This is a genomic window from Pseudoxanthomonas sangjuensis, from assembly GCF_010211755.1.
GTDB classification, from domain to species: Bacteria; Pseudomonadota; Gammaproteobacteria; order Xanthomonadales; family Xanthomonadaceae; genus Pseudoxanthomonas_A; species Pseudoxanthomonas_A sangjuensis.
On sequence record NZ_PDWR01000035.1, the window covers coordinates 1 to 17355 of the forward strand.

Annotated in this window: 15 protein-coding genes and 1 pseudogene; 5 read left to right on the forward strand and 11 right to left on the reverse strand. The window is 69.4% G+C overall.

Annotated features, from left to right (window positions below; all coding sequences use genetic code 11):
• From CSC71_RS14180 to arsC, 3 genes are all read left to right on the forward strand, one after another.
• A partial coding sequence (locus tag CSC71_RS14180) for an ArsR/SmtB family transcription factor (protein ID WP_343037695.1) occupies positions 1-392 on the forward strand: 392 nt, incomplete at its 5' end.
• Entirely contained in the window at positions 389-880 is a 492-nt protein-coding gene (locus tag CSC71_RS14185) for an ArsI/CadI family heavy metal resistance metalloenzyme (protein ID WP_162375035.1), read from the forward strand. The genes CSC71_RS14180 and CSC71_RS14185, both read left to right, overlap by 4 nt.
• 48 nt (positions 881-928) lie before the next feature.
• On the forward strand, positions 929-1354 hold the full coding sequence (arsC, locus tag CSC71_RS14190; protein ID WP_162375036.1) for an arsenate reductase (glutaredoxin): 426 nt from the start codon (positions 929-931) through the stop codon (positions 1352-1354).
• 7 nt (positions 1355-1361) lie between these two features.
• Here the strand turns inward: arsC and CSC71_RS14195 are convergent, their stop codons facing one another.
• The 3 genes from CSC71_RS14195 to CSC71_RS14205 all read right to left on the reverse strand — a co-directional run bounded on the left by CSC71_RS14195 (position 1362) and on the right by CSC71_RS14205 (position 5079).
• Positions 1362-3125 (reverse strand): chloride channel protein, encoded by a 1764-nt coding sequence (locus CSC71_RS14195; protein ID WP_162375056.1) that lies wholly within the window; start codon positions 3123-3125, stop codon positions 1362-1364.
• Positions 3126-3351: 226 nt separating this feature from the next.
• Positions 3352-3999: a DUF2242 domain-containing protein gene (locus CSC71_RS14200; protein ID WP_246192236.1), complete on the reverse strand. Its 648-nt coding sequence runs from the start codon at positions 3997-3999 to the stop codon at positions 3352-3354.
• A gap of 96 nt (positions 4000-4095) precedes the next feature.
• Positions 4096-5079: a LysR family transcriptional regulator gene (locus CSC71_RS14205; RefSeq protein WP_162375037.1), complete on the reverse strand. Its 984-nt coding sequence runs from the start codon at positions 5077-5079 to the stop codon at positions 4096-4098.
• A 224-nt stretch (positions 5080-5303) separates the two neighbouring features.
• Between CSC71_RS14205 and cobA the strand changes: the two are divergent.
• Together cobA and cysK are read left to right on the forward strand one after the other, a co-directional pair.
• Positions 5304-6104 (forward strand): annotated as a pseudogene (cobA, locus tag CSC71_RS14210) (uroporphyrinogen-III C-methyltransferase); the annotation flags it as partial.
• Between the two features lie 40 nt (positions 6105-6144).
• Entirely contained in the window at positions 6145-7104 is a 960-nt protein-coding gene (gene cysK / locus CSC71_RS14215) for a cysteine synthase A (protein ID WP_162375039.1), read from the forward strand.
• Between the two features lie 88 nt (positions 7105-7192).
• On the opposite strand, the gene CSC71_RS14220 is transcribed toward cysK, so the two are convergent.
• The 8 genes from CSC71_RS14220 to CSC71_RS14255 all read right to left on the reverse strand — a co-directional run bounded on the left by CSC71_RS14220 (position 7193) and on the right by CSC71_RS14255 (position 17298).
• Entirely contained in the window at positions 7193-8197 is a 1005-nt protein-coding gene (locus tag CSC71_RS14220) for a class I fructose-bisphosphate aldolase (RefSeq protein ID WP_162375040.1), read from the reverse strand.
• A gap of 119 nt (positions 8198-8316) precedes the next feature.
• Positions 8317-8952: an energy transducer TonB gene (locus CSC71_RS14225; RefSeq protein WP_162375041.1), complete on the reverse strand. Its 636-nt coding sequence runs from the start codon at positions 8950-8952 to the stop codon at positions 8317-8319.
• Between the two features lie 104 nt (positions 8953-9056).
• Positions 9057-10523, reverse strand: coding sequence for a pyruvate kinase (gene pyk, locus CSC71_RS14230; RefSeq protein ID WP_162375042.1), 1467 nt, complete (start codon positions 10521-10523; stop codon positions 9057-9059).
• Positions 10524-10652: 129 nt separating this feature from the next.
• On the reverse strand, positions 10653-11291 hold the full coding sequence (locus CSC71_RS14235) for an HAD hydrolase-like protein (protein WP_162375043.1): 639 nt from the start codon (positions 11289-11291) through the stop codon (positions 10653-10655).
• 9 nt (positions 11292-11300) lie between these two features.
• Positions 11301-13571: a tetratricopeptide repeat protein gene (locus CSC71_RS14240; RefSeq protein WP_162375044.1), complete on the reverse strand. Its 2271-nt coding sequence runs from the start codon at positions 13569-13571 to the stop codon at positions 11301-11303.
• Between the two features lie 5 nt (positions 13572-13576).
• The gene (locus CSC71_RS14245) at positions 13577-15604 is read right to left on the reverse strand and encodes a DUF3857 domain-containing transglutaminase family protein (RefSeq protein WP_162375045.1); all 2028 of its coding nucleotides are present in this window, start codon (positions 15602-15604) and stop codon (positions 13577-13579) included.
• 73 nt (positions 15605-15677) lie between these two features.
• Positions 15678-16850, reverse strand: a complete 1173-nt coding sequence (locus CSC71_RS14250; RefSeq protein WP_162375046.1) for a phosphoglycerate kinase — start codon at positions 16848-16850, stop codon at positions 15678-15680.
• 37 nt (positions 16851-16887) lie between these two features.
• Positions 16888-17298: a group III truncated hemoglobin gene (locus CSC71_RS14255; protein WP_343037696.1), complete on the reverse strand. Its 411-nt coding sequence runs from the start codon at positions 17296-17298 to the stop codon at positions 16888-16890.
• Positions 17299-17355: the final 57 nt, after the last annotated feature.

The window sequence follows — 17355 nt, forward strand, 5'->3', positions numbered from 1 at the left end:
GGCAGGCAAAGCCCGCCCTGCGGCTTGACATAATTCCATATTTCCGGAAATATGGAATTATGGATACCGCCACCACCGTCATCGCCCTGAAGGCCCTGGCCCACGACAGCCGGCTGGCCGCCTACCGCACCCTGGTCCAGGCCGGACCCGATGGCCTTGCCGTCGGCGAGCTGCGCGACCGGCTCGGCCTGGCGCCCGCGACCCTGACCGCCCACCTCAACGTACTGCGCGCCGCCGGCCTGATCGCCGACGAGCGCGAAGGGCGGGTGATCCGCCTGCGTGCCGACTTTGCGCGGATGAACGCGCTGATCGACTTCCTCACCGAAAACTGCTGCGGCGGGCAGGATTGCCCGCCGCAGCAGCACTGCCACCTGCCGGAGCTGCTGACATGACCACGACCGCGAACCGCTTCCACGTCCACCTGCACGTCGCCGACCTGGACGCCAACATCCAGTTCTATTCGGCCCTGTTCGGCACGCAACCCGGCGTGCGCAAGCACGACTACGCGAAGTGGATGCTCGACGATCCACGGCTGAACTTCGCCATCTCGACCGACAAGCACGGCGACATCGGCATCGCCCACCTCGGCCTGCAGGCCGGCGACGGTGCCGCACTCGAAGCGATCGGCCAGCGCCTGCGCGAAGCCGATGCGATCAATCTGGCCGAGGCCGGCACCACCTGCTGCTACGCGCGCTCGGACAAGTACTGGGCCGAGGACCCGCAAGGCGTGCGCTGGGAGAGCTTCCACACCTTCGGCGAAGCGACCACCTACTACGCGCCGGATGCGGTCGAACCGACCGCCGGTTGCTGCACGCCGGACGCTGCACAAGCGGCATGCAACAGTCGAAAGGCCGCGCAATGCTTCGACTCCGCCGACTGAACGGGCTACGCTCGGCACGAACGTTTCGATTCGAATGACGAAGACACCATGAGCGACATCACCATCTACCACAACCCCGCCTGCGGCACCTCGCGCAACACCCTGGCGCTGATCCGCAACAGCGGCGACGAGCCGACCGTCATCGAATACCTGCAGAACCCGCCCGACCGCGAAACGCTGCTCGCGCTGATCGCGGCGATGGGCATCACCCCGCGCGAGCTGCTGCGCAGGAAGGCGCCGCCCTACGCCGAACTCGGCCTCGACGATGCGAAATGGAGCGACGACGAACTGGTCGGCTTCATGCTGCAGCACCCGATCCTGATCGAACGACCCATCGTCGCCACGCCACTGGGCACGCGGCTGTGCCGGCCGTCGGAAGCCGTGCTCGACATCCTGCCGAACCCGCAGCGTGGCCCGTTCGCGAAGGAAGACGGCGAAATGGTGATCGACGCGGACGGCAAGCGCGTGCGCTGAGCGACGATCAACCCGTCGCCTTCCCGCCCAGGTGCCGCGTGGATTCGCGCGCCTGGCGCAGGCGGCGCGCGTGCGCGGCCAGCAGGTCGCCCCGGGTCAGGATGCCGACCATGCGCTGCGGTTCGCCGCGGCTGAACACCACCAGGCGGCCCACGTCCGCCTCGACCATGTGGTCGGCCGCCTCGCGCAACGAATGGTCCTCGCGCACGCCCAGCACCGGTCGACCGATCAGCGCGGAAACGCGGGTATCGTCGCTCCGCTGCGCATCCAGCAGGTTGCGCCGCGTGACCACGCCCAGGACGTTGCCGTTCGCATCCACCACCGGGAATCCCTGGTGCTTGAACGCCGCCGCGCCGGAACCCAGCCACGCGCGCACGTCGCCCAGGCTGCGCCCGGCCTGCAGCGTCACCACGTCGCGGCTGCAGGCGTCGCCGACCGCGATCTGGTCGAGGTGGTCGGCGGCGTATTCCGACGGCACCCGCACGCCGCGGCGCGCGATCTTCTCGGTCATGATGGTGTTGTGCATCATCAGGCCGGACACGAGATACGCCGCGGCGCAGGCGCCGAGCAGCGGGATCAGGCCATGCACCTGGTGGGTGGTTTCGAACGCGAACACCACCGAAGTGAGGAAGGCGCGCGATGCGCCGGCGAAGATCGCGGCCATGCACACCAGTGCGGCCATGCGCGGATCGACGTGCAGCCACGGCGCCACTGCCACCAGCCCCGCGCCGGCCACGCCGCCCAGCGCGCCGCCGATGGTGAACAACGGCGCCAGGGTTCCGCCCGAAGTGCCGCTGCCCAGCGCCACCGACCACGACAGCAGCTTGAACACGCACAGCGCGGCCATCGCGGCCACGCCGAATTCGCCCGACAGCACGCCGGAAATGTTGCCGTAGCCCACGCCCAGGGTCAGCGGCTGGAAATAGCCGACCACGCCGACCACCAGTCCGCCCAGCGCCGGCCACCACATCCAGTGGATCGGCAGCCTGGCGAAACCGTCCTCGATGGCGTAGGTGAGCCGGGTGATCCATACGCTGACCACGCCCAGCATCGCGCCCAGCAACAGGTACGCGCCGATCGCCGGCAGGTCCGGCGCGGCCACGGCCGGTATCGGGAACATGGGGCCCTCGCCTGCGAACAGGTAGCGCACGCCGGTGCCGACCACCGCGGCCAGCGCCACCGGGATCAGCGAACGCGCGCGACGTTCGAACAGCAGCAGTTCGATCGACAGCAACACGGCCGCCACCGGCGCGGCGAACACGGCCGACATGCCCGCGGCGGCACCGGCCGCAAGCAGGGTCTTGCGCTCGTCCGCGGTGACGTGCAGCAACTGGCCCAGCAGCGAACCCAGCGCGCCGCCGGTGGCGATGATCGGCCCTTCCGCGCCGAACGGGCCGCCGGTGCCGATGGCGATCGCCGAGGACACCGGCTTCAGCCAGGTCATGCGCGGCGGAATCCGGCTTTCGTTCAACAGCACCTGTTCCATCGCCTCGGGAATGCCGTGGCCGCGGATCGCGCGCGAGCCCCAGCGCGCCATCGCGCCGACCACCAGCCCGCCGACGACCGGGATGAGGACGACCCAGGGACCCAGATGATGATCCGCCGGGCTGCTGTCTTCGATGCCCAGGCGACCGAAGAACGCAAGGTTGGTCACCAGCGCGATCAACGCGATCAGCACGCTGGCCACGCCCGCCACGCCCGCGCCCAGCAACATGGCCAGGCCGGTGACCCGCAGCACCCGCCGGTCCAGCAGGCGGAACTGCCGCGGCATGTGCGCCGCTTGCAGGGTCGGGTCCAGCGAAGGCGCAAGCGGAAGCGACGCGCGGCTGTGCGCGTCCGGATTGTCGTGTGGCATGGAGGAGCGGCCCCGGAAAAACGTGGGGCAAGCGTACGCAGATAACGGCGCGGTAGCTGGCTGGAAAATGAATATCGCGCGCAACGATTCGTGCAGATCCCGGTCGGCTGGTGGACCGCAGCGCGAGCCGGCCGCGCCGCGATCAGGGCATCGCCGGCGCGCCGTTCTCCGCCGCGTCGTCGAACCGCGGTTCCGGCGCCGCCTGCGCCATCGGTTCCGGCACCGGTCCGGTCGTCGCCTCCGGCGTCGGTTCCGGCGCCGGGGGCGGGGGCGGCAGGAAACGTTCGACCACCTTGAAGAAGGCGCGGTAGAAGCCTGCGTCCTGCACGGTCATGCTGCCGACCTTGACCAGCGAATCGTCGGTGCTGCCGATCGGCAGCGACAGCGAGCCCAACGCGCTGACGCCGAGGCTGGCGGAGTTGTTGCTCTTGCGCAGGTTGTAGCGATCCTGCTGCGCGCTGGCGAACACCCAGGACCGGCCGCTGGCCTGCTGCACGCACGACACCCGCATGGTCATCTGCTCGTGCACCTCGGCTTCCGGCTGGAAGTTCTTGACCGCCTCCACCGCGTCGACCGCGACCTGCTTCGCCACGTAGCCCTGGCTCAGCAGGGCGCGATACGCGGACTGGCAGACCTGCGCCGGCGTCTGCGCGTAGCTGCGCGAATAGGCGCCGTCGGAATCGAAACTTTCCTTCGCCAGCATGCTGCCCTTCTTCGACAGCGCGGTGGTGGCGCAGGACGACAGCGCCAGCAGGGCACAGGCGGCAACGCAGGGCAGGAAACGCGGCATGGGCATGATCGACGGCAGGCTCCGGAACAACGGCAATCGGAAAAGATACCCCACGCCGAGAAAACGATTACACAACGGCGATCACAGGTCGACCGATCAGCTCGTGATCGTCTGGCTCAATTCTTCCCAGCTCGGCGGATGCGGCCATTTCGGTTCCTGGTTGCCCTCCATGACCTTGCGCAGGTCGCGCCTGTCGATCTGCGGCGCGATCGCGTTGACCAGGTCGAGGGCGTAGTCGCGCAGCACCCGCTCGCGCGGCAGCACCGCCCAGGCGATGCACTCGCTGATTTCCTTCGGCGCCGGCCAGCCGCGCAGGTCGGCATCGGCCACGCCGACCGCCATTTCCGCCAGCAGCCCGACGCCGAGGCCGGCGCGCACGTAGGTCTTGATCAGGTCGGCGTCGAGCGCGGTCAGTGCGACTTGCGGTTCCAGGCCGACGCCGGCGAAGGCGCGTTGCAGCGACGACTCCGGCCGCGTCGACGACTCGTAGCTGATCAGCGGCTGCCGCGCCAGTTCGGCCATGCCCGGCGCGGCCTTGCCCGCATCGAAGGCGTGGCCGCGCGGCACCACCACCAGCCGTCGCCAGCGGTACAGCGGCACCGCGATGCCGGCCTGCGGCACGCTGCCCGCGGTGCTGATCACCGCGATGTCGGCGTCGCCGGCGCTGAGCAGGTCCAGCGCGGTGCTTTCGGCGGCCTGCTGCAGGTGCACGCCGACCTGCGGATAGGCGTGCTTGATCCGTGCGATCGCCGGCGGCAGCACGAAGCGCGCCTGGGTGTGGGTGGTGGCGACGATCAGTTCGCCCTGGCTTTCGCGGCGCTGGTTGGCGGCGTAGGTACGGATGTTGTTGGCCTCGGCCAGCACCGCGCGGGCGCGGGCGATGACCTCGGCGCCGGGGGGCGTCACCGATTCCAGGCTGCGACCCTTGCGCACGAACAGCAGGAAGCCCAGCTCGTCCTCCAGTTGCTTGAGCTGCTTCGACAGCCCGGGTTGGGTCGCGTGCACGCGCGAAGCCGCCAACGTGATGTTGAGGTCGGCATCGGCGATCGCGACGAGGTAGCGCAGCTGGGTCAGCGTCATGGGCGGGTGCCGGCGGGCTTCATGAGAAGTGGTAATAAGCGAATTTAGCCGATTCCCGAGCGCCTGCTAATAACCTGAAAGAATAACCAGCAAGCCCGATGCTATTTCCACCCCTGATAACCGGGCGTTAGGTTCATCGCCCCGGAATTTCCCTGCCCGCAATGACCGCCCGCCTGCTTTCCCTGCTTGCCGACCTGCTGCACCGTCGCCCCGGCGACCGGACCGGCTCGGTTGCCCTGGTCGGTGCCGGCCCCGGCGATCCGGGGCTGCTGACGCTGAATGCCTTGCGCGCACTCGACCAGGCCGACGTGGTCCTGCACGACCGCCTGGTCAGCGCCGAGGTGCTGCGCCTGGCGCGGCCCGGCGCCGCGCGCATCGAGGTCGGCAAGCGCGTCGGCGGCGACCACCACGCGACCCAGCGGCGCATCCACGCGTTGATGCTGGAACATGCGCGCGCCGGGCGCCGCGTGGTGCGGCTGAAGGGCGGCGATCCGTTCGTGTTCGGCCGCGGCGGCGAGGAGCTGGAATTCCTGCGCGCGCACGGCATTCCCTACGAAGTGGTGCCCGGCGTCACCGCCGCCGTTGCCTGCGGCGCCTACGCCGGCATTCCCCTGACCCACCGCGAATACGCGCAGTCGCTGCGTTTCGTCACCGCGCACGGCAAGGACGGCGGCGCGACCGCGCACGACTGGGCCGCGCTGGCCCGGCCGAACCAGACCCTGGCCGTCTACATGGGCGTGGCGGAACTGCAGGGCTTCCGCGACGGGCTGGTCGCGGCCGGCCGTTCGCCGCGGACCCCGTTCGCCCTGGTCGAAAACGGCTCGCTCCCGCAGCAGCGCGTGGTCGCCGGCACGCTCGACGAACTGCCCGCCGCCGCGCGCGAGCACGCGGTGCAGTCGCCGGCACTGCTGATCGTCGGCGAGGTCGCCGCGCTGGCCAGTGCCCTGCACTGGTTCGGCGCGCCGCCGCTGCCGGCGTCGCCTTCCCGCAACCCGTCCGCGCCCGGCTTGCCGCGAGCGGCCTGATTTTCCGTTTGCTATCCGCCATCCACGACTGGAGATCCTCATGGCCATCTACGACAGCATCCTCGACACCATCGGCCGTACCCCGGTGGTCAAGCTGCACCGCATCGCGCCGAAGCACGTGACCGTGTACGCCAAGGTCGAGGCGTTCAACCCGGCCGGCTCGGTCAAGGACCGCCTGGCGCTGGCGATCGTGCTCGACGCCGAGGCCAAGGGCCTGCTGAAACCGGGCGACACCATCGTCGAAGCGACCTCCGGCAACACCGGCGTCGCGCTGGCCGCGGTCGCCGCCGCGCGCGGCTACAAGTTCGTCGCGACGATGGCGGAAACGTTCTCGATCGAACGCCGCAAGCTGATGCGCGCCTACGGCGCCAAGGTGATCCTGACCCCGGCCGCCGAGCGCGGCACCGGCATGGTGCGCAAGGCCGAGGAACTGGCGAAGAAGCACGGCTGGTTCCTCGCCCGCCAGTTCACCAACCCGGCCAACCCGGCCTACCACCGCCAGACCACCGCGGCGGAAATCCTGCGCGATTTCGCCGGACAGCGGCTCGACTACTTCGTCAGCGGCTGGGGCACCGGCGGCACCCTGACCGGCGTCGGCGAGGTGCTGAAGGTCGCGCGCCCGGAGGGGAAGATCGTCGGCGCGGAGCCGGCCAACGCGCCGCTGCTGGAAGGCGGGCAGTTCACCCCGCACAAGATCCAGGGCTGGACCCCGGATTTCGTGCCCGAGGTGCTGAACCCGAAGGTGATCGACCAGTTCGTGCAGGTGCCGGACGCCGACGCCATCGCCACGGCCCGCCGCCTGGCCGCCGAAGAGGGCCTGTTCGTCGGCATTTCCGCCGGCGCCACCGCCTGGTCGGCGCTGCAGGTCGCGGAACAGGCGCCGGAAGGCTCGGTGCTGCTGGCGGTGCTGCCCGATACCGGCGAGCGCTATTTCTCGACGCCGCTGTTCGAGGGCGTCAACGAGGGTTCCGACGACGAGTGGCTGGCGTCGCTGGGTTGAATGCTCCTCCCGCCTTCCTCCGGGAGAAGGCCCGAAACGAAAACGCCGGCGCAAGCCGGCGTTTTGCGTTCGCGGGATGGGGCGGGAATCAGCCTTCCCACTTCCCCAGCGCCGCCAGTCCGTTCTCCTTGGCGCGCTCGTAGACGATCTCCTGCGCCTTGGCGAAGTTGCCGGCCAAGTCCTTCGACCACAGCTTCAGCGCGGCGGACTGCATCGCACGGCCATACGAGAACGATAGCGGCCACGGCAGGTTGCCGAGCCTGTTCATCGCATCGAGGTGCGCGGTCGCGTCGCGGTCGCTCTGCCCGCCGGACAGGAACACGATGCCCGGCAGGATCGCCGGCACGGTCGACTTCAGGCACATCACCGTCGACTCGGCGACCTCCTCGACGCCGGCCTGGTCCGGGCAGTCCTTGCCGGACACGACCATCGACGCCTTCAGGATGGTGCCCTCGAGCAGCACGTTGTGCTCGTACAGCGCGCCGAACAGCGAGCGCAGCGTGGCCTCGGTGACCTCGTAGCAGGTCTCGATGTCGTGGTCGCCGTCCATCAGCACTTCCGGCTCGACCATCGGCACCAGGCCCTGCTCCTGGCACAGCGCGGCGTAACGCGCCAGGGCATGCGTGTTGGCCTCGATGCAGGTGCCGGACGGGATGTCGTCGCCGATGTTGATCACCGCGCGCCACTTGGCGAAGCGCGCGCCGAGCTTGTAGTACTCCTCCAGCCGCGCGCGCAGGCCATCGAGCCCTTCGGTCACCACTTCGCCGGGGCAACCGGCCAGCGGGTGAGTGCCCTTGTCGACCTTGATGCCGGGGATGATGCCGTTCTGCGCCATGTACTTGGCGAACGGCACGCCGGCCTTGGTCGACTGGCGGATGGTTTCGTCGTACAGGATCGCGCCGGAGATGTAGTCGCTCAGCTTCGGCGTGGTCAGCAACAGCTCGCGGTAGGCACGGCGGTTCTCCTCGACGTTCTCGATGCCCACGCCGGCGAAGCGCTTGGCGATGGTGGTAGTCGATTCGTCGATGGCGATGATGCCCTTGCCCGGGGCGACCATGGCCTGTGCGGTTTCGGCAAGCTGTTCGATGCTCATGGGGGTCCTTGTGGACGGCGTGACGGGTGGAGCCAATTATAGACCACCCGTCACGCCCGTATCCCGCATGCGCACGGCAGGGCATCCCGCCCCGCCTTCCTCAAGGCATCCGGATGGCGCTATTGCCCTCGCGGCGCTCGCTCCAGCTCGCGGGCAAGCTTTTCCATCCTCCTCTGCTCATCATTGAGGTCTACATTCTCCATCTCCTGCTTTTCCCTGCTGTACCTGAAGGCCGTGGCCTTTTGTTCCTGCAGGAAACTCGTCAGGTCGCCTATCGCGCATTGGCCGCGCAAGCTGGTCGGATCCATCGCCGGCTTGCCATTGAAGGAAACCGTGGCCACGGTATAGGTTTGGCGAGGCGTTGCACCCTGCTCCCGCGGCTTGAACTTCCATTGCGCCACTGCATTGGCGCTGGCTTGGGTGAATGCGTCCCAGTAGCCCGCGGCCGGCTCCTTCCCGTCAGCGGCAGTACCGCTGCTCCACGACTTCAATACCGCGAAGTCGGATGTGGTTCCATCCGGCTTGATCGCATAGCCAAGCGCCACGCAAACATTGTCGCCGCGTTCGACGAAAGCCGCCGGATATCCGGGCGCCGCCACCTCGACTCCATCGGCCAGTGCCCAGTCGTCGCGGATCCCGCCCTCATTGACGATCCGGTACCTGTCCGCCGCCAACCCTGTGCCAGCCACGGCCAGCAATGCGAACACAAACGGGGAAACACGACCAAACACCCTGCCCTGCCTGCGCTTGTCCATAACGCCCTCGCCATCGGTCTTGGGGAGGCCAACAAATACGCCCGATGCAAAGGCTCAGTCAATGCCGGCCCGGTGGAAACCGTGACTGCGCATTTGGCCTATGTTCACAACTCGCCCAGTCCCTCGGCCTTGCCCTCGCTGCCCACCTGCAGCAGGCGCAGGGTGTTGGTGGCGCCGTGCTTCTCCATGTGGTCGCCGCTGGTGAAGATGACGCGGTCGCCCGTGGCCAGGGCGCTGCGGTCGTGCAGCACGCGCAGCGCCTCGCGCGCGGCCTCGCGCGGGGCCAGACCGCGGCTGTCGAAGGCGATCGGGAACACGTCGCGCATCAGCGCCATGCGCCGGCGCGCGCCGTCGTGGCGCGAGAACGCGTAGATCGGCGCGCTGGAACGGAACCGCGACAGGTAGCGCGCGGTGCCACCGGATTCGGTCATCGCCACGACCGCGCGCAGGCCGATGTGCTCGGACAGGAACATCGCCGCCATCGCGATCGCCTGGTCGGCGCGCTCCAGGTTGCGCGGCGCCTTCTCGAAGTCGGTATCGGTCTCGAACTGCTTCTCCGCGCCCAGGCAGATCCGCGCCATCGCCTCGACCGCCTTCACCGGGTAGGCGCCGGCCGCGGTCTCGGCCGACAGCATCACCGCGTCGGTGCCGTCGATGACCGCGTTGGCCACGTCCAGCACCTCGGCGCGGGTCGGGATCGGGCTTTCGACCATCGACTGCAGCATCTGCGTGGCGGTGATCACCACGCGGTTGCGCGCCAGCGACTCCTTGATGATCTTCTTCTGCAGGCCGGGCAGCTCGGCGTCGCCGATCTCCACGCCGAGGTCGCCGCGCGCCACCATCACCACGTCGCTGGCGTCGATGATCTCGGTCAGGTTCTCGATCGCCTCGGTACGCTCGATCTTCGACACCAGCGCGGCGTCGCAGCCGTGCGAACGGGCGATGCGGCGCGCTTCGTTCATGTCCTCGGCGTTGCGGCAGAAGCTGACCGCGATGAAGTCGACGCCGATCCCGGCGACGATGCCGATCAGTTCCTTGTCGCGCTCGGTCAGCGCGCCCAGCGACAGGCCGCCGCCCTGCTTGTTCAGGCCCTTGCGGTTGGACAGCATGCCGTCGTTGAGCACGGTGGTGACGATGCGCTCGCCCTCGACGCGCTCCACGCACAGCTGCATCAGGCCGTCGTCGAGCAGCAGCACGTCGCCGTGCTTCACGTCGCCGGGCAGGCCGAGGTAACTGACGCCCACCTGGGTGGCGTCGCCGTCGGGGAAATCGGGGTCGGCGACCAGGTCGAAGCGGTTGCCGGTCTTCAGCGCGACCTTGCCCTCGGCGAACTTCTCGATGCGGATCTTCGGCCCGGGCAGGTCGGCGAGGATGCCGACCTCGGCGCCGACCCGTTGCGCGGCGGCGCGCACCGCGGCGGCGCGCTTGGCCTGCCCGGACGGATCGCCGTGCGAGAAGTTCAGGCGCACGACGTTCACGCCGGCGCGGAAAAGATTGTCGAGCACGTCCGGCGCATCGGTCGCGGGCCCCAGCGTGGCGAGAATCTTGGTACGTCTTTGGTTCGCTTGCATGTCGGTACTCCCTCCAGCGGCAAAAGTAACACGCGCAAGGGTTTTTCGAACCCGCAAAGTCGGATCTTCCGACGTGCGTCGACCAGAAGCACAACGCCAATATGAAACCAATTAGACGCGATGCAGGCGTCAGGCGGCAAAGAGGCCCGGCAGTTCCCGCGGGTGCGCGACCAGCGCGTCCGCACCCGCGTCGCGCAATTCGGCCGCGTCGCCGAAACCCCACAGCACGCCGATGCCGCGCAAGCCGTGCCGGCGCGCGCCGTCCATGTCCATGCGGCGGTCGCCGACCATCGCGATGCCGTGCGGCGGCAGCGACAGTCGCCGCAACGCCTCGCCGATCAGTTCCGGCTTGTGGCTGAGGCGGCCGTCGGGCGTGGCGCCGACGACGTCGGCGAAGTCCGCGCCGAACGGCAGGTGCTCGACGATGCGCCGCGCGTGCGGTTCGTTCTTCGCGGTGACCACGGCAAGCCGGAACCCCGACGCGCGCAACGCCTCCACCGCATCGCCGATGCCGGTGTAGACCGTGTGCTCGCGCCAGCCTTCGCGATCGTAACGCGCGCGATACAGGCGCATCGCTTCCTCCACGTCGTCGCGCGAGTCCAGCACCGTGGCGAAGCTGTCGCGCATCGGCGGGCCGATCCAGCCGGACATGACGTCCGCACCCGGCGCCGGATGGCCGAGTCGCTCGAGCGCGTACGCGGCGCTGCGGAAGATGCCGACCTGCGAGTCGATCAGGGTGCCGTCGAGGTCGAAGAAGATCGTGGCCATCGGCCGATCCTATTCGTTGTGCTCGAATTCCTCGTAGCGCTTGCCGGCCTTGTACAGTTCCAGCCGGCGTTCGTAGCCGAACGGCTTGCCGTTGCGTTCCTTCCTCGCCCGCTCCGTCGTGTACGCGGCCATCTCCTTCGCCGCGCGGGCCTGCAGCTCCACGGCGCGCGCGAAATCGCCGTTGGCCGCGTGACAGGCGGCGACGGTGTCGAGCACGCCGGGCGACAGCGTTTCGACGTCGCCGAGCCGCTTGCTGATTTCGAGGCCGCGCTTCGGATCGTAGACCTCGGCGCGCGGCGAGGTGCAGAGCAGCCAGACGTAGTTGTTGGTGGCGCCCTTGTTACCGGCCGCGTCGGCCTCGGCGAGCAACTTCAGTGCCTGCGCGCGCGACTCCGCCGTGTCCTTGTCGTAATACAGCCAGGCGCCATAGCTGGTCACCGCATCCTCGTCGCCGGCCTTGATCGCGCGCTGCAGCAGGCGCGTGCCTTCGGCCTCGTCGGGCTTGCCGAAATCGCCTTTCAGGTAGTGGCCGGCGAGCAGTATCTCCGACAGGTGGTCGCCGCGCTCGGCATCCTGCTTCAGCCAGCGCTGCGCCTGCGCCGGATCCTTGGCCATGCCGCGGCCTTCCAGCGCCAGTTCGGCCAGCGCCCGGCGCGCCGGCGCGCCCGCTTCGTCGCCCTGCCCCGCGATCAGCCGGTACAGCTCGACGGCGCGTTCGAGGTTGCCGGAAACGCCCGGCCGCTCGGCCGCGTAGAGGTCCGCGAGCTGCATGATCGCGTCGATGTTGCCGGCGTCGGCCGGCGACAGCAGCCAGCCTTCGGCCGCCACGTAGTTGCCCGACCTGACGCTGCGATCCGACAGGTAGCGCGCGGTCCAGATGTCGCCGCCATGCGCCGCGGCCACCGCGAACTTCATGCCGCCGGCGTCGTCGCGCGCGATCCCCTCGTCGTTGCCGAACAGCAAGGCGCCGGCGTACCAGGCCTGTTGCGCGGCGTGGCCCGACTCGGCCGCCTTGATCCGCCATTTCGATTCGTCCTGCGCCTGCTTCAGTCCGGCGTAGTAGTCGGCGAGCACGCTGTAACCGAGGCCGCGCCCGTTTTCCTCGGGCGCCGACAGGAAGGCGATGTCGCCGGCATCGAGTTGCGGCTTGTCGGCATAGGCTTTCTGCCAGACCAGGAAGCGCTGCGCCGTGCGGCTTCCCGCGTTCTCCGCCCGCGCCAGGCGCTGCGCCAGCCCGGCCGGCAGCGCGGCCTTCGGATGCGCGTCCGTCCACAACGCGGCGAATTCGGCGACGGCATCGCCCGGCCAGCGCTTGTCGGCGCCGTCGAGCAGGACCCACGCGGACGGCTTGTCGGCCTTGGTGCCGATGCCGTCGAAGTAGGCGTAGGCCAGCAGCGTCATCGGGAAGGCACGCTTCTGCTCGGCCTGTTCCAGCAATGCATCGACCAGACCGTCGCCGCAGCCCTCGATGTCCGGATTGCGCACGCACAGCAGCAGCCACGCCTTGGCCGATTGCACGCCGCCCGCCGCGGCCACGTTGCGCAGCTTCGCCAGCTTGTCCGCGACCGTGCCCGCCGCCGCGGCCGACTTCAGCGCCATCGCATCGGTCGCGGCCAGCCCGTTGCTCTTCGCGCCGCCCTGGACGAAACCGCTGGCCACCCAGTCGCGCACCACCGGCATGCCGCGGTAGGGGCTGTCCACCTTCAGGCTTTGCTGCGCATCGACGTAATCGAAGGCGAGGTGGCGTTCGACCCCGGCTTCCTCGTCCCAGCTGGCCAGCACCAGCGGGAAATAGCGCGCCGGGCGCAGCAGGGTGTAGTACTCGTAGAGCTGCTCCAGGCCGCTGCTGGCCAGCAGCGCATAGGCATCGGCCGGGGAAAGCACCCGGATCGGCGCGGCCACGGCCGGATCGCCGGCCTGCTTCAGCGCATGCCGGGACAGCGCCACCAGTTGCGCCAGGGCGTCCTCGGTGGCGGTCTGGTCGCCGGTCGCGTCGGCGCACAGGTAGGCCGCGCGGCGCAGCGCGATGCTGACCGGCGCCGTCTCGACCGCGGACGCGAGCACGGCGGCCTGCTGCCGGCATTGTTCCGCGTCGACTTCGACGCCGTCGTAGCCGACCGCCTCGAGCGCGTCGTAGGCGGCGAGCGTGGCGTTGTACTCGCCCCGCGCCAGAAAGCGCTCCCACATCGCCGCCGCGTCCGGCGCGGGCTTGCCCGCCGCGGAAGCCTGCGCCGCAAACAAGGCCGGCACGAACGCCAGCCGCACCAGGATCGCGCGCATTTCCATCATTCGTCCCCTGCAATGTCCTTCAGCAACGCCTTCAGCCGCGCGTCGCGCTCGTGCTTCTGTTCCGCCGCCGGCAGCTGCAGCGGCAGGCGCAGCGACAGGTCGTCGCGCACCTTGCGCAGTTCGGCCAGGTGCGTGGCGACCTTGTCCGCGGGCACGTCGCGGTGCAGCACCTTCAGGTCGTGGACCACGTCGATCCGCCGGTCCTTGACCGCCAGGCTGCGTTCGTAGTCGAACGCGTCGGAATGGAAGTCCTCGGATTCGTCCAGCAACGACACCGTCCAGCGCTCGGGCAGGCGCACGCTGACCTCGTGGCGGTAGTGCGCCGGCATGCCCGCGTTGACCGGGCCGGAACGCTCGATCGAATCCGGCAGCTGCGCCGCGCCGGCCAGCGATTCGGCGTAGATCTCCAGTGCGCGCGTCCTGCCGTCGGCCGCGAACGGCGACTTCAGCAGGTACTGCTCGGCGACCACCAGCCGGTTCGCGTCGCGGTCGTCGCTGATCGCCGGCGCACGGACCACGTCGAGGTCGCCGTAGCGCTTGCGGTAGTACTCGGCGTAGCGGCGCGACAGCTCGTCGTCGCGGGTGCCGGAGAACGAACGCCGCGCGTTGTCGGCGGAACGCCCTTCGTAGGTGGTGTCGATCGACAGCTTGACCTTGCCGTCGGCCTCGGGCTCGTAGCGTTCGCTGACCCGGATCGCGGCGCCGGGTTTCCCGGGGCCGGCGATCGTTTCCAGCGCCGCCGCGCCCGCCGCGACCGGCAACGCGACGCCGTACACGCTCTGGTCGCTGTCGCGCGGATCGCCGCCTTCTGAGGTGATCGTCGGGTCGAGCCACAGCTTGCGGCCGTCGAGCTCGGCGCGGACGATGACATGGTCGAACACCGACGCCGCCGGCGGCATGTCCGCGACCGCCTTGCCGCGCCGGGTCGACACCAGCGCCGGCACCGCGCGGATGCCCATGCGCCCGAGCAGGGTCACCAGCAGGTAGGTCTTGTCCTTGCAGTCGCCGTAGCGGCGGTTCCAGGTGACCGCCGGCGCGGTCGGGCGGTGCGTGTTGTCGCCCATCTCCACGCCGAAATAACGCACCTGGTCCTGCACCGCGCGCAACGCGGCCTTGATCCGCGCGTCGTCGTCGGGAAGCTTCGCCCAGCGCGCGAGTTCGGCCTCCAGGTCCGCCGGCAGTTCGTCGACCTGCGGATACAGCGGCAGCGCCCAGGCGACCACGTCCGCCCACTGCCGCTTCTTCGCCACGTATGCGGCCGGCGAGGGCTGGTACCAGATCGGGTACGCGCCCTCGTCGACGTAGGCGGGAACATGCGCCGCCTGCAGCGACACTTCGACCGCGTCGGCGCCGTTGCGGATGTCGGCCTGCGGCGCCTTGGGCTGGCGGCGCACGTCCAGCGCGGTGCCCGGGTCGTGCAGCACGCGCAGGCCGGTCCACAGCACCGGTGTCTGCCAGCCGAATCTGGTCCAGTCGGTCAGCAGGCCGGCGAGGATCGGATTGCTGCCGGTGATCGAATAGCGGATGCGGACCACGTCGTCGACGCGCACGTCCTCGAGCACGATCAGCGCGGTGACCTCGCCGTCGGCCATGTCCTCCTCGAAGTCCTGCTCGCGCCGCGCCAGCGAGATGCGTTCCGGATCGAGGCGGTCCAGCCAGCGGCCGCCGCGGCGCAACTCGACGCCATGGATCGCCAGCTGCTGGTATTCGGGGTTGAAGGTGATCTGGTAGCGCCCCGCGCTGCCCAGCAGCGAGGCGGCCTTCGCCTCGTAGGCGTAGTCGATGTAGACCTGGTTGCGCCCGCCGCGGCGGTCGACCTGCTCGTCGTACCGCCACACCCGCCAGGTCGCGCCGGTCGCGCCGGGCGCCTTCGCGTCCCACGCCGCCGGCAACGGCCGCGGCTTGACGAAGGCAGGCACCGCGCCGGTCGAAAACCGGAATTCGCCCCGCTTGTGTTCCATGTCGCCGGCGGCGGCCGCACCGGCCGCCAGCAGCGCGAACACCATCACCAGCCATCTCCGCATCGGTTTCCCCAAACCCTCCGGTGCGGCTACTGTAACCCGGGCGGCGGCGCGGAAACGAGCCTGGCGTCGCGGCTCAGCCGCGCGCTGCCAGCGCCGCTACCGCCGGTAGCGTCTTGCCTTCGAGGAATTCGAGGAAGGCGCCGCCGCCGGTGGAGATGTACGACACGTCGTCTTCGATGCCGTACTTGTCGACCGCGGCCAGGGTGTCGCCGCCGCCGGCGATGGAGAACGCCTTCGAGGACGCGATCGCACGCGCCAGCGTCTCGGTGCCCTTGCCGAAGGCGTCGAACTCGAACACGCCGACCGGGCCGTTCCAGACCACGGTACCGGCCTTCGCGATCAGTTCGGCATAGGCCTTCGCGGTCTGCGGACCGATGTCGAGGATCATGTCGTCGGCGCCGACTGCATCCACCGCCTTCACCGTGGCCGGCGCGTCGGCGGCGAACTTCGGCGCGACGACGACGTCGACCGGCACCGGGATGTCGGCGCCGCGCGCCTGGGCGTCGGCCATGATCCGCTTCGCGGTGTCGAGCAGGTCCAGCTCGACCAGCGACTTGCCGACCGCGTGGCCCTGCGCGGCGATGAAGGTGTTGGCGATGCCGCCGCCGACGATCAGCTGGTCGACCTTGCCGACCAGGTTGGACAATAGTTCCAGCTTGGTCGAAACCTTGCTGCCGGCGACGATGGCGAGCAACGGCCGCGCCGGCTTGTCCAGCGCCTTGGCCAGCGCGTCGAGCTCCGCCATCAGCAGCGGGCCGCCGGCGGCGACCGGCGCGAACTTGATGACGCCATGGGTCGATGCCTGCGCGCGGTGCGCGGTGCCGAAGGCGTCCATCACGAACACGTCGCACAGCGCGGCGTATTTCTTCGACAGCGCCTCGTCGTCCTTGCCCTCGCCGACGTTCATGCGGCAGTTCTCGAGCAGCTTCACCTCGCCCGGCTTCACCTCGACGCCATCGACCCAGTCCTTCACCAACGGCACGTCGACGCCGAGCAATTCGGAGAGGCGCTTCGCGACCGGCGCCAGCGAATCCTCTTCGGTCCACGTGCCTTCCTTCGGCCGGCCGAGGTGCGAGGTAACCAGCACCGCCGCGCCCTTCTGCAGCGCGAGCCTGATCGTCGGCACCGAGGCGGTGATGCGCTGTTCGGAGGTGATCCTGCCGTTCTCGATCGGCACGTTGAGGTCCTGGCGGATCAGCACGCGCTTGCCGGCGAGGTCGAGGTCGGTCATGCGGAGGATGGACATGCGGGGCAGGCTCCTGGAATGCGGAAGGAAGAGTCGTTCAAAGGTTCATGATCGGAAGATGCAGGTTGCGCAGGCGCGATTGGTCCAGGCCCATGCCGTAACGAAGGCTGGTGGCGATGCGCAGCGCATGCTCGTACATCTCCTGCGCCGGTTCCGCTGCGAGCACCTCGGTCAAGGTGCCGCGCCACAGGCCCAGCCAGCGGCCGAAATGGCTGTCGTCGATCGGCAACGGCCGGTGCACGGCCATCGGGTTGCCGCGGTATTCGCGCGTGCCCAGCGCCACCGACGTCCAGAACTGCACCAGCCGCGCCTTGTGCGCCGGCCAGTCGTGCACGACCGGATTGAACACCGGGCCGAGCACGGCATCGCGCCGTACCTTGTCGTAGAACGCATCGACAAGGCGGACGATGTCCTCGCGGCTCAAGGCGGGGGAAGCGGGCGCGACCATGCGCATATTTTGCACCCGCGCGGCGTTTTCCGCGCCCTTCGGCCCGGTTCGACCCGG

Bases quoted from the DNA above. Each gene is read 5' to 3' on its own strand.
- CSC71_RS14185 (WP_162375035.1), top strand. From the start codon at position 389: ATGACCACGACCGCGAACCGCTTCCACGTCCACCTGCACGTCGCCGAC.
- arsC (WP_162375036.1), top strand. From the start codon at position 929: ATGAGCGACATCACCATCTACCACAACCCCGCCTGCGGCACCTCGCGC.
- CSC71_RS14195 (WP_162375056.1), bottom strand. From the start codon at position 3,125: ATGCCGCGGCAGTTCCGCCTGCTGGACCGGCGGGTGCTGCGGGTCACC.
- CSC71_RS14200 (WP_246192236.1), bottom strand. From the start codon at position 3,999: ATGCCGCGTTTCCTGCCCTGCGTTGCCGCCTGTGCCCTGCTGGCGCTG.
- CSC71_RS14205 (WP_162375037.1), bottom strand. From the start codon at position 5,079: ATGACGCTGACCCAGCTGCGCTACCTCGTCGCGATCGCCGATGCCGAC.
- cysK (WP_162375039.1), top strand. From the start codon at position 6,145: ATGGCCATCTACGACAGCATCCTCGACACCATCGGCCGTACCCCGGTG.
- CSC71_RS14220 (WP_162375040.1), bottom strand. From the start codon at position 8,197: ATGAGCATCGAACAGCTTGCCGAAACCGCACAGGCCATGGTCGCCCCG.
- CSC71_RS14225 (WP_162375041.1), bottom strand. From the start codon at position 8,952: ATGGACAAGCGCAGGCAGGGCAGGGTGTTTGGTCGTGTTTCCCCGTTT.
- pyk (WP_162375042.1), bottom strand. From the start codon at position 10,523: ATGCAAGCGAACCAAAGACGTACCAAGATTCTCGCCACGCTGGGGCCC.
- CSC71_RS14235 (WP_162375043.1), bottom strand. From the start codon at position 11,291: ATGGCCACGATCTTCTTCGACCTCGACGGCACCCTGATCGACTCGCAG.
- CSC71_RS14240 (WP_162375044.1), bottom strand. From the start codon at position 13,571: ATGCGCGCGATCCTGGTGCGGCTGGCGTTCGTGCCGGCCTTGTTTGCG.
- CSC71_RS14245 (WP_162375045.1), bottom strand. From the start codon at position 15,604: ATGCGGAGATGGCTGGTGATGGTGTTCGCGCTGCTGGCGGCCGGTGCG.
- CSC71_RS14250 (WP_162375046.1), bottom strand. From the start codon at position 16,850: ATGTCCATCCTCCGCATGACCGACCTCGACCTCGCCGGCAAGCGCGTG.
- CSC71_RS14255 (WP_343037696.1), bottom strand. From the start codon at position 17,298: ATGGTCGCGCCCGCTTCCCCCGCCTTGAGCCGCGAGGACATCGTCCGC.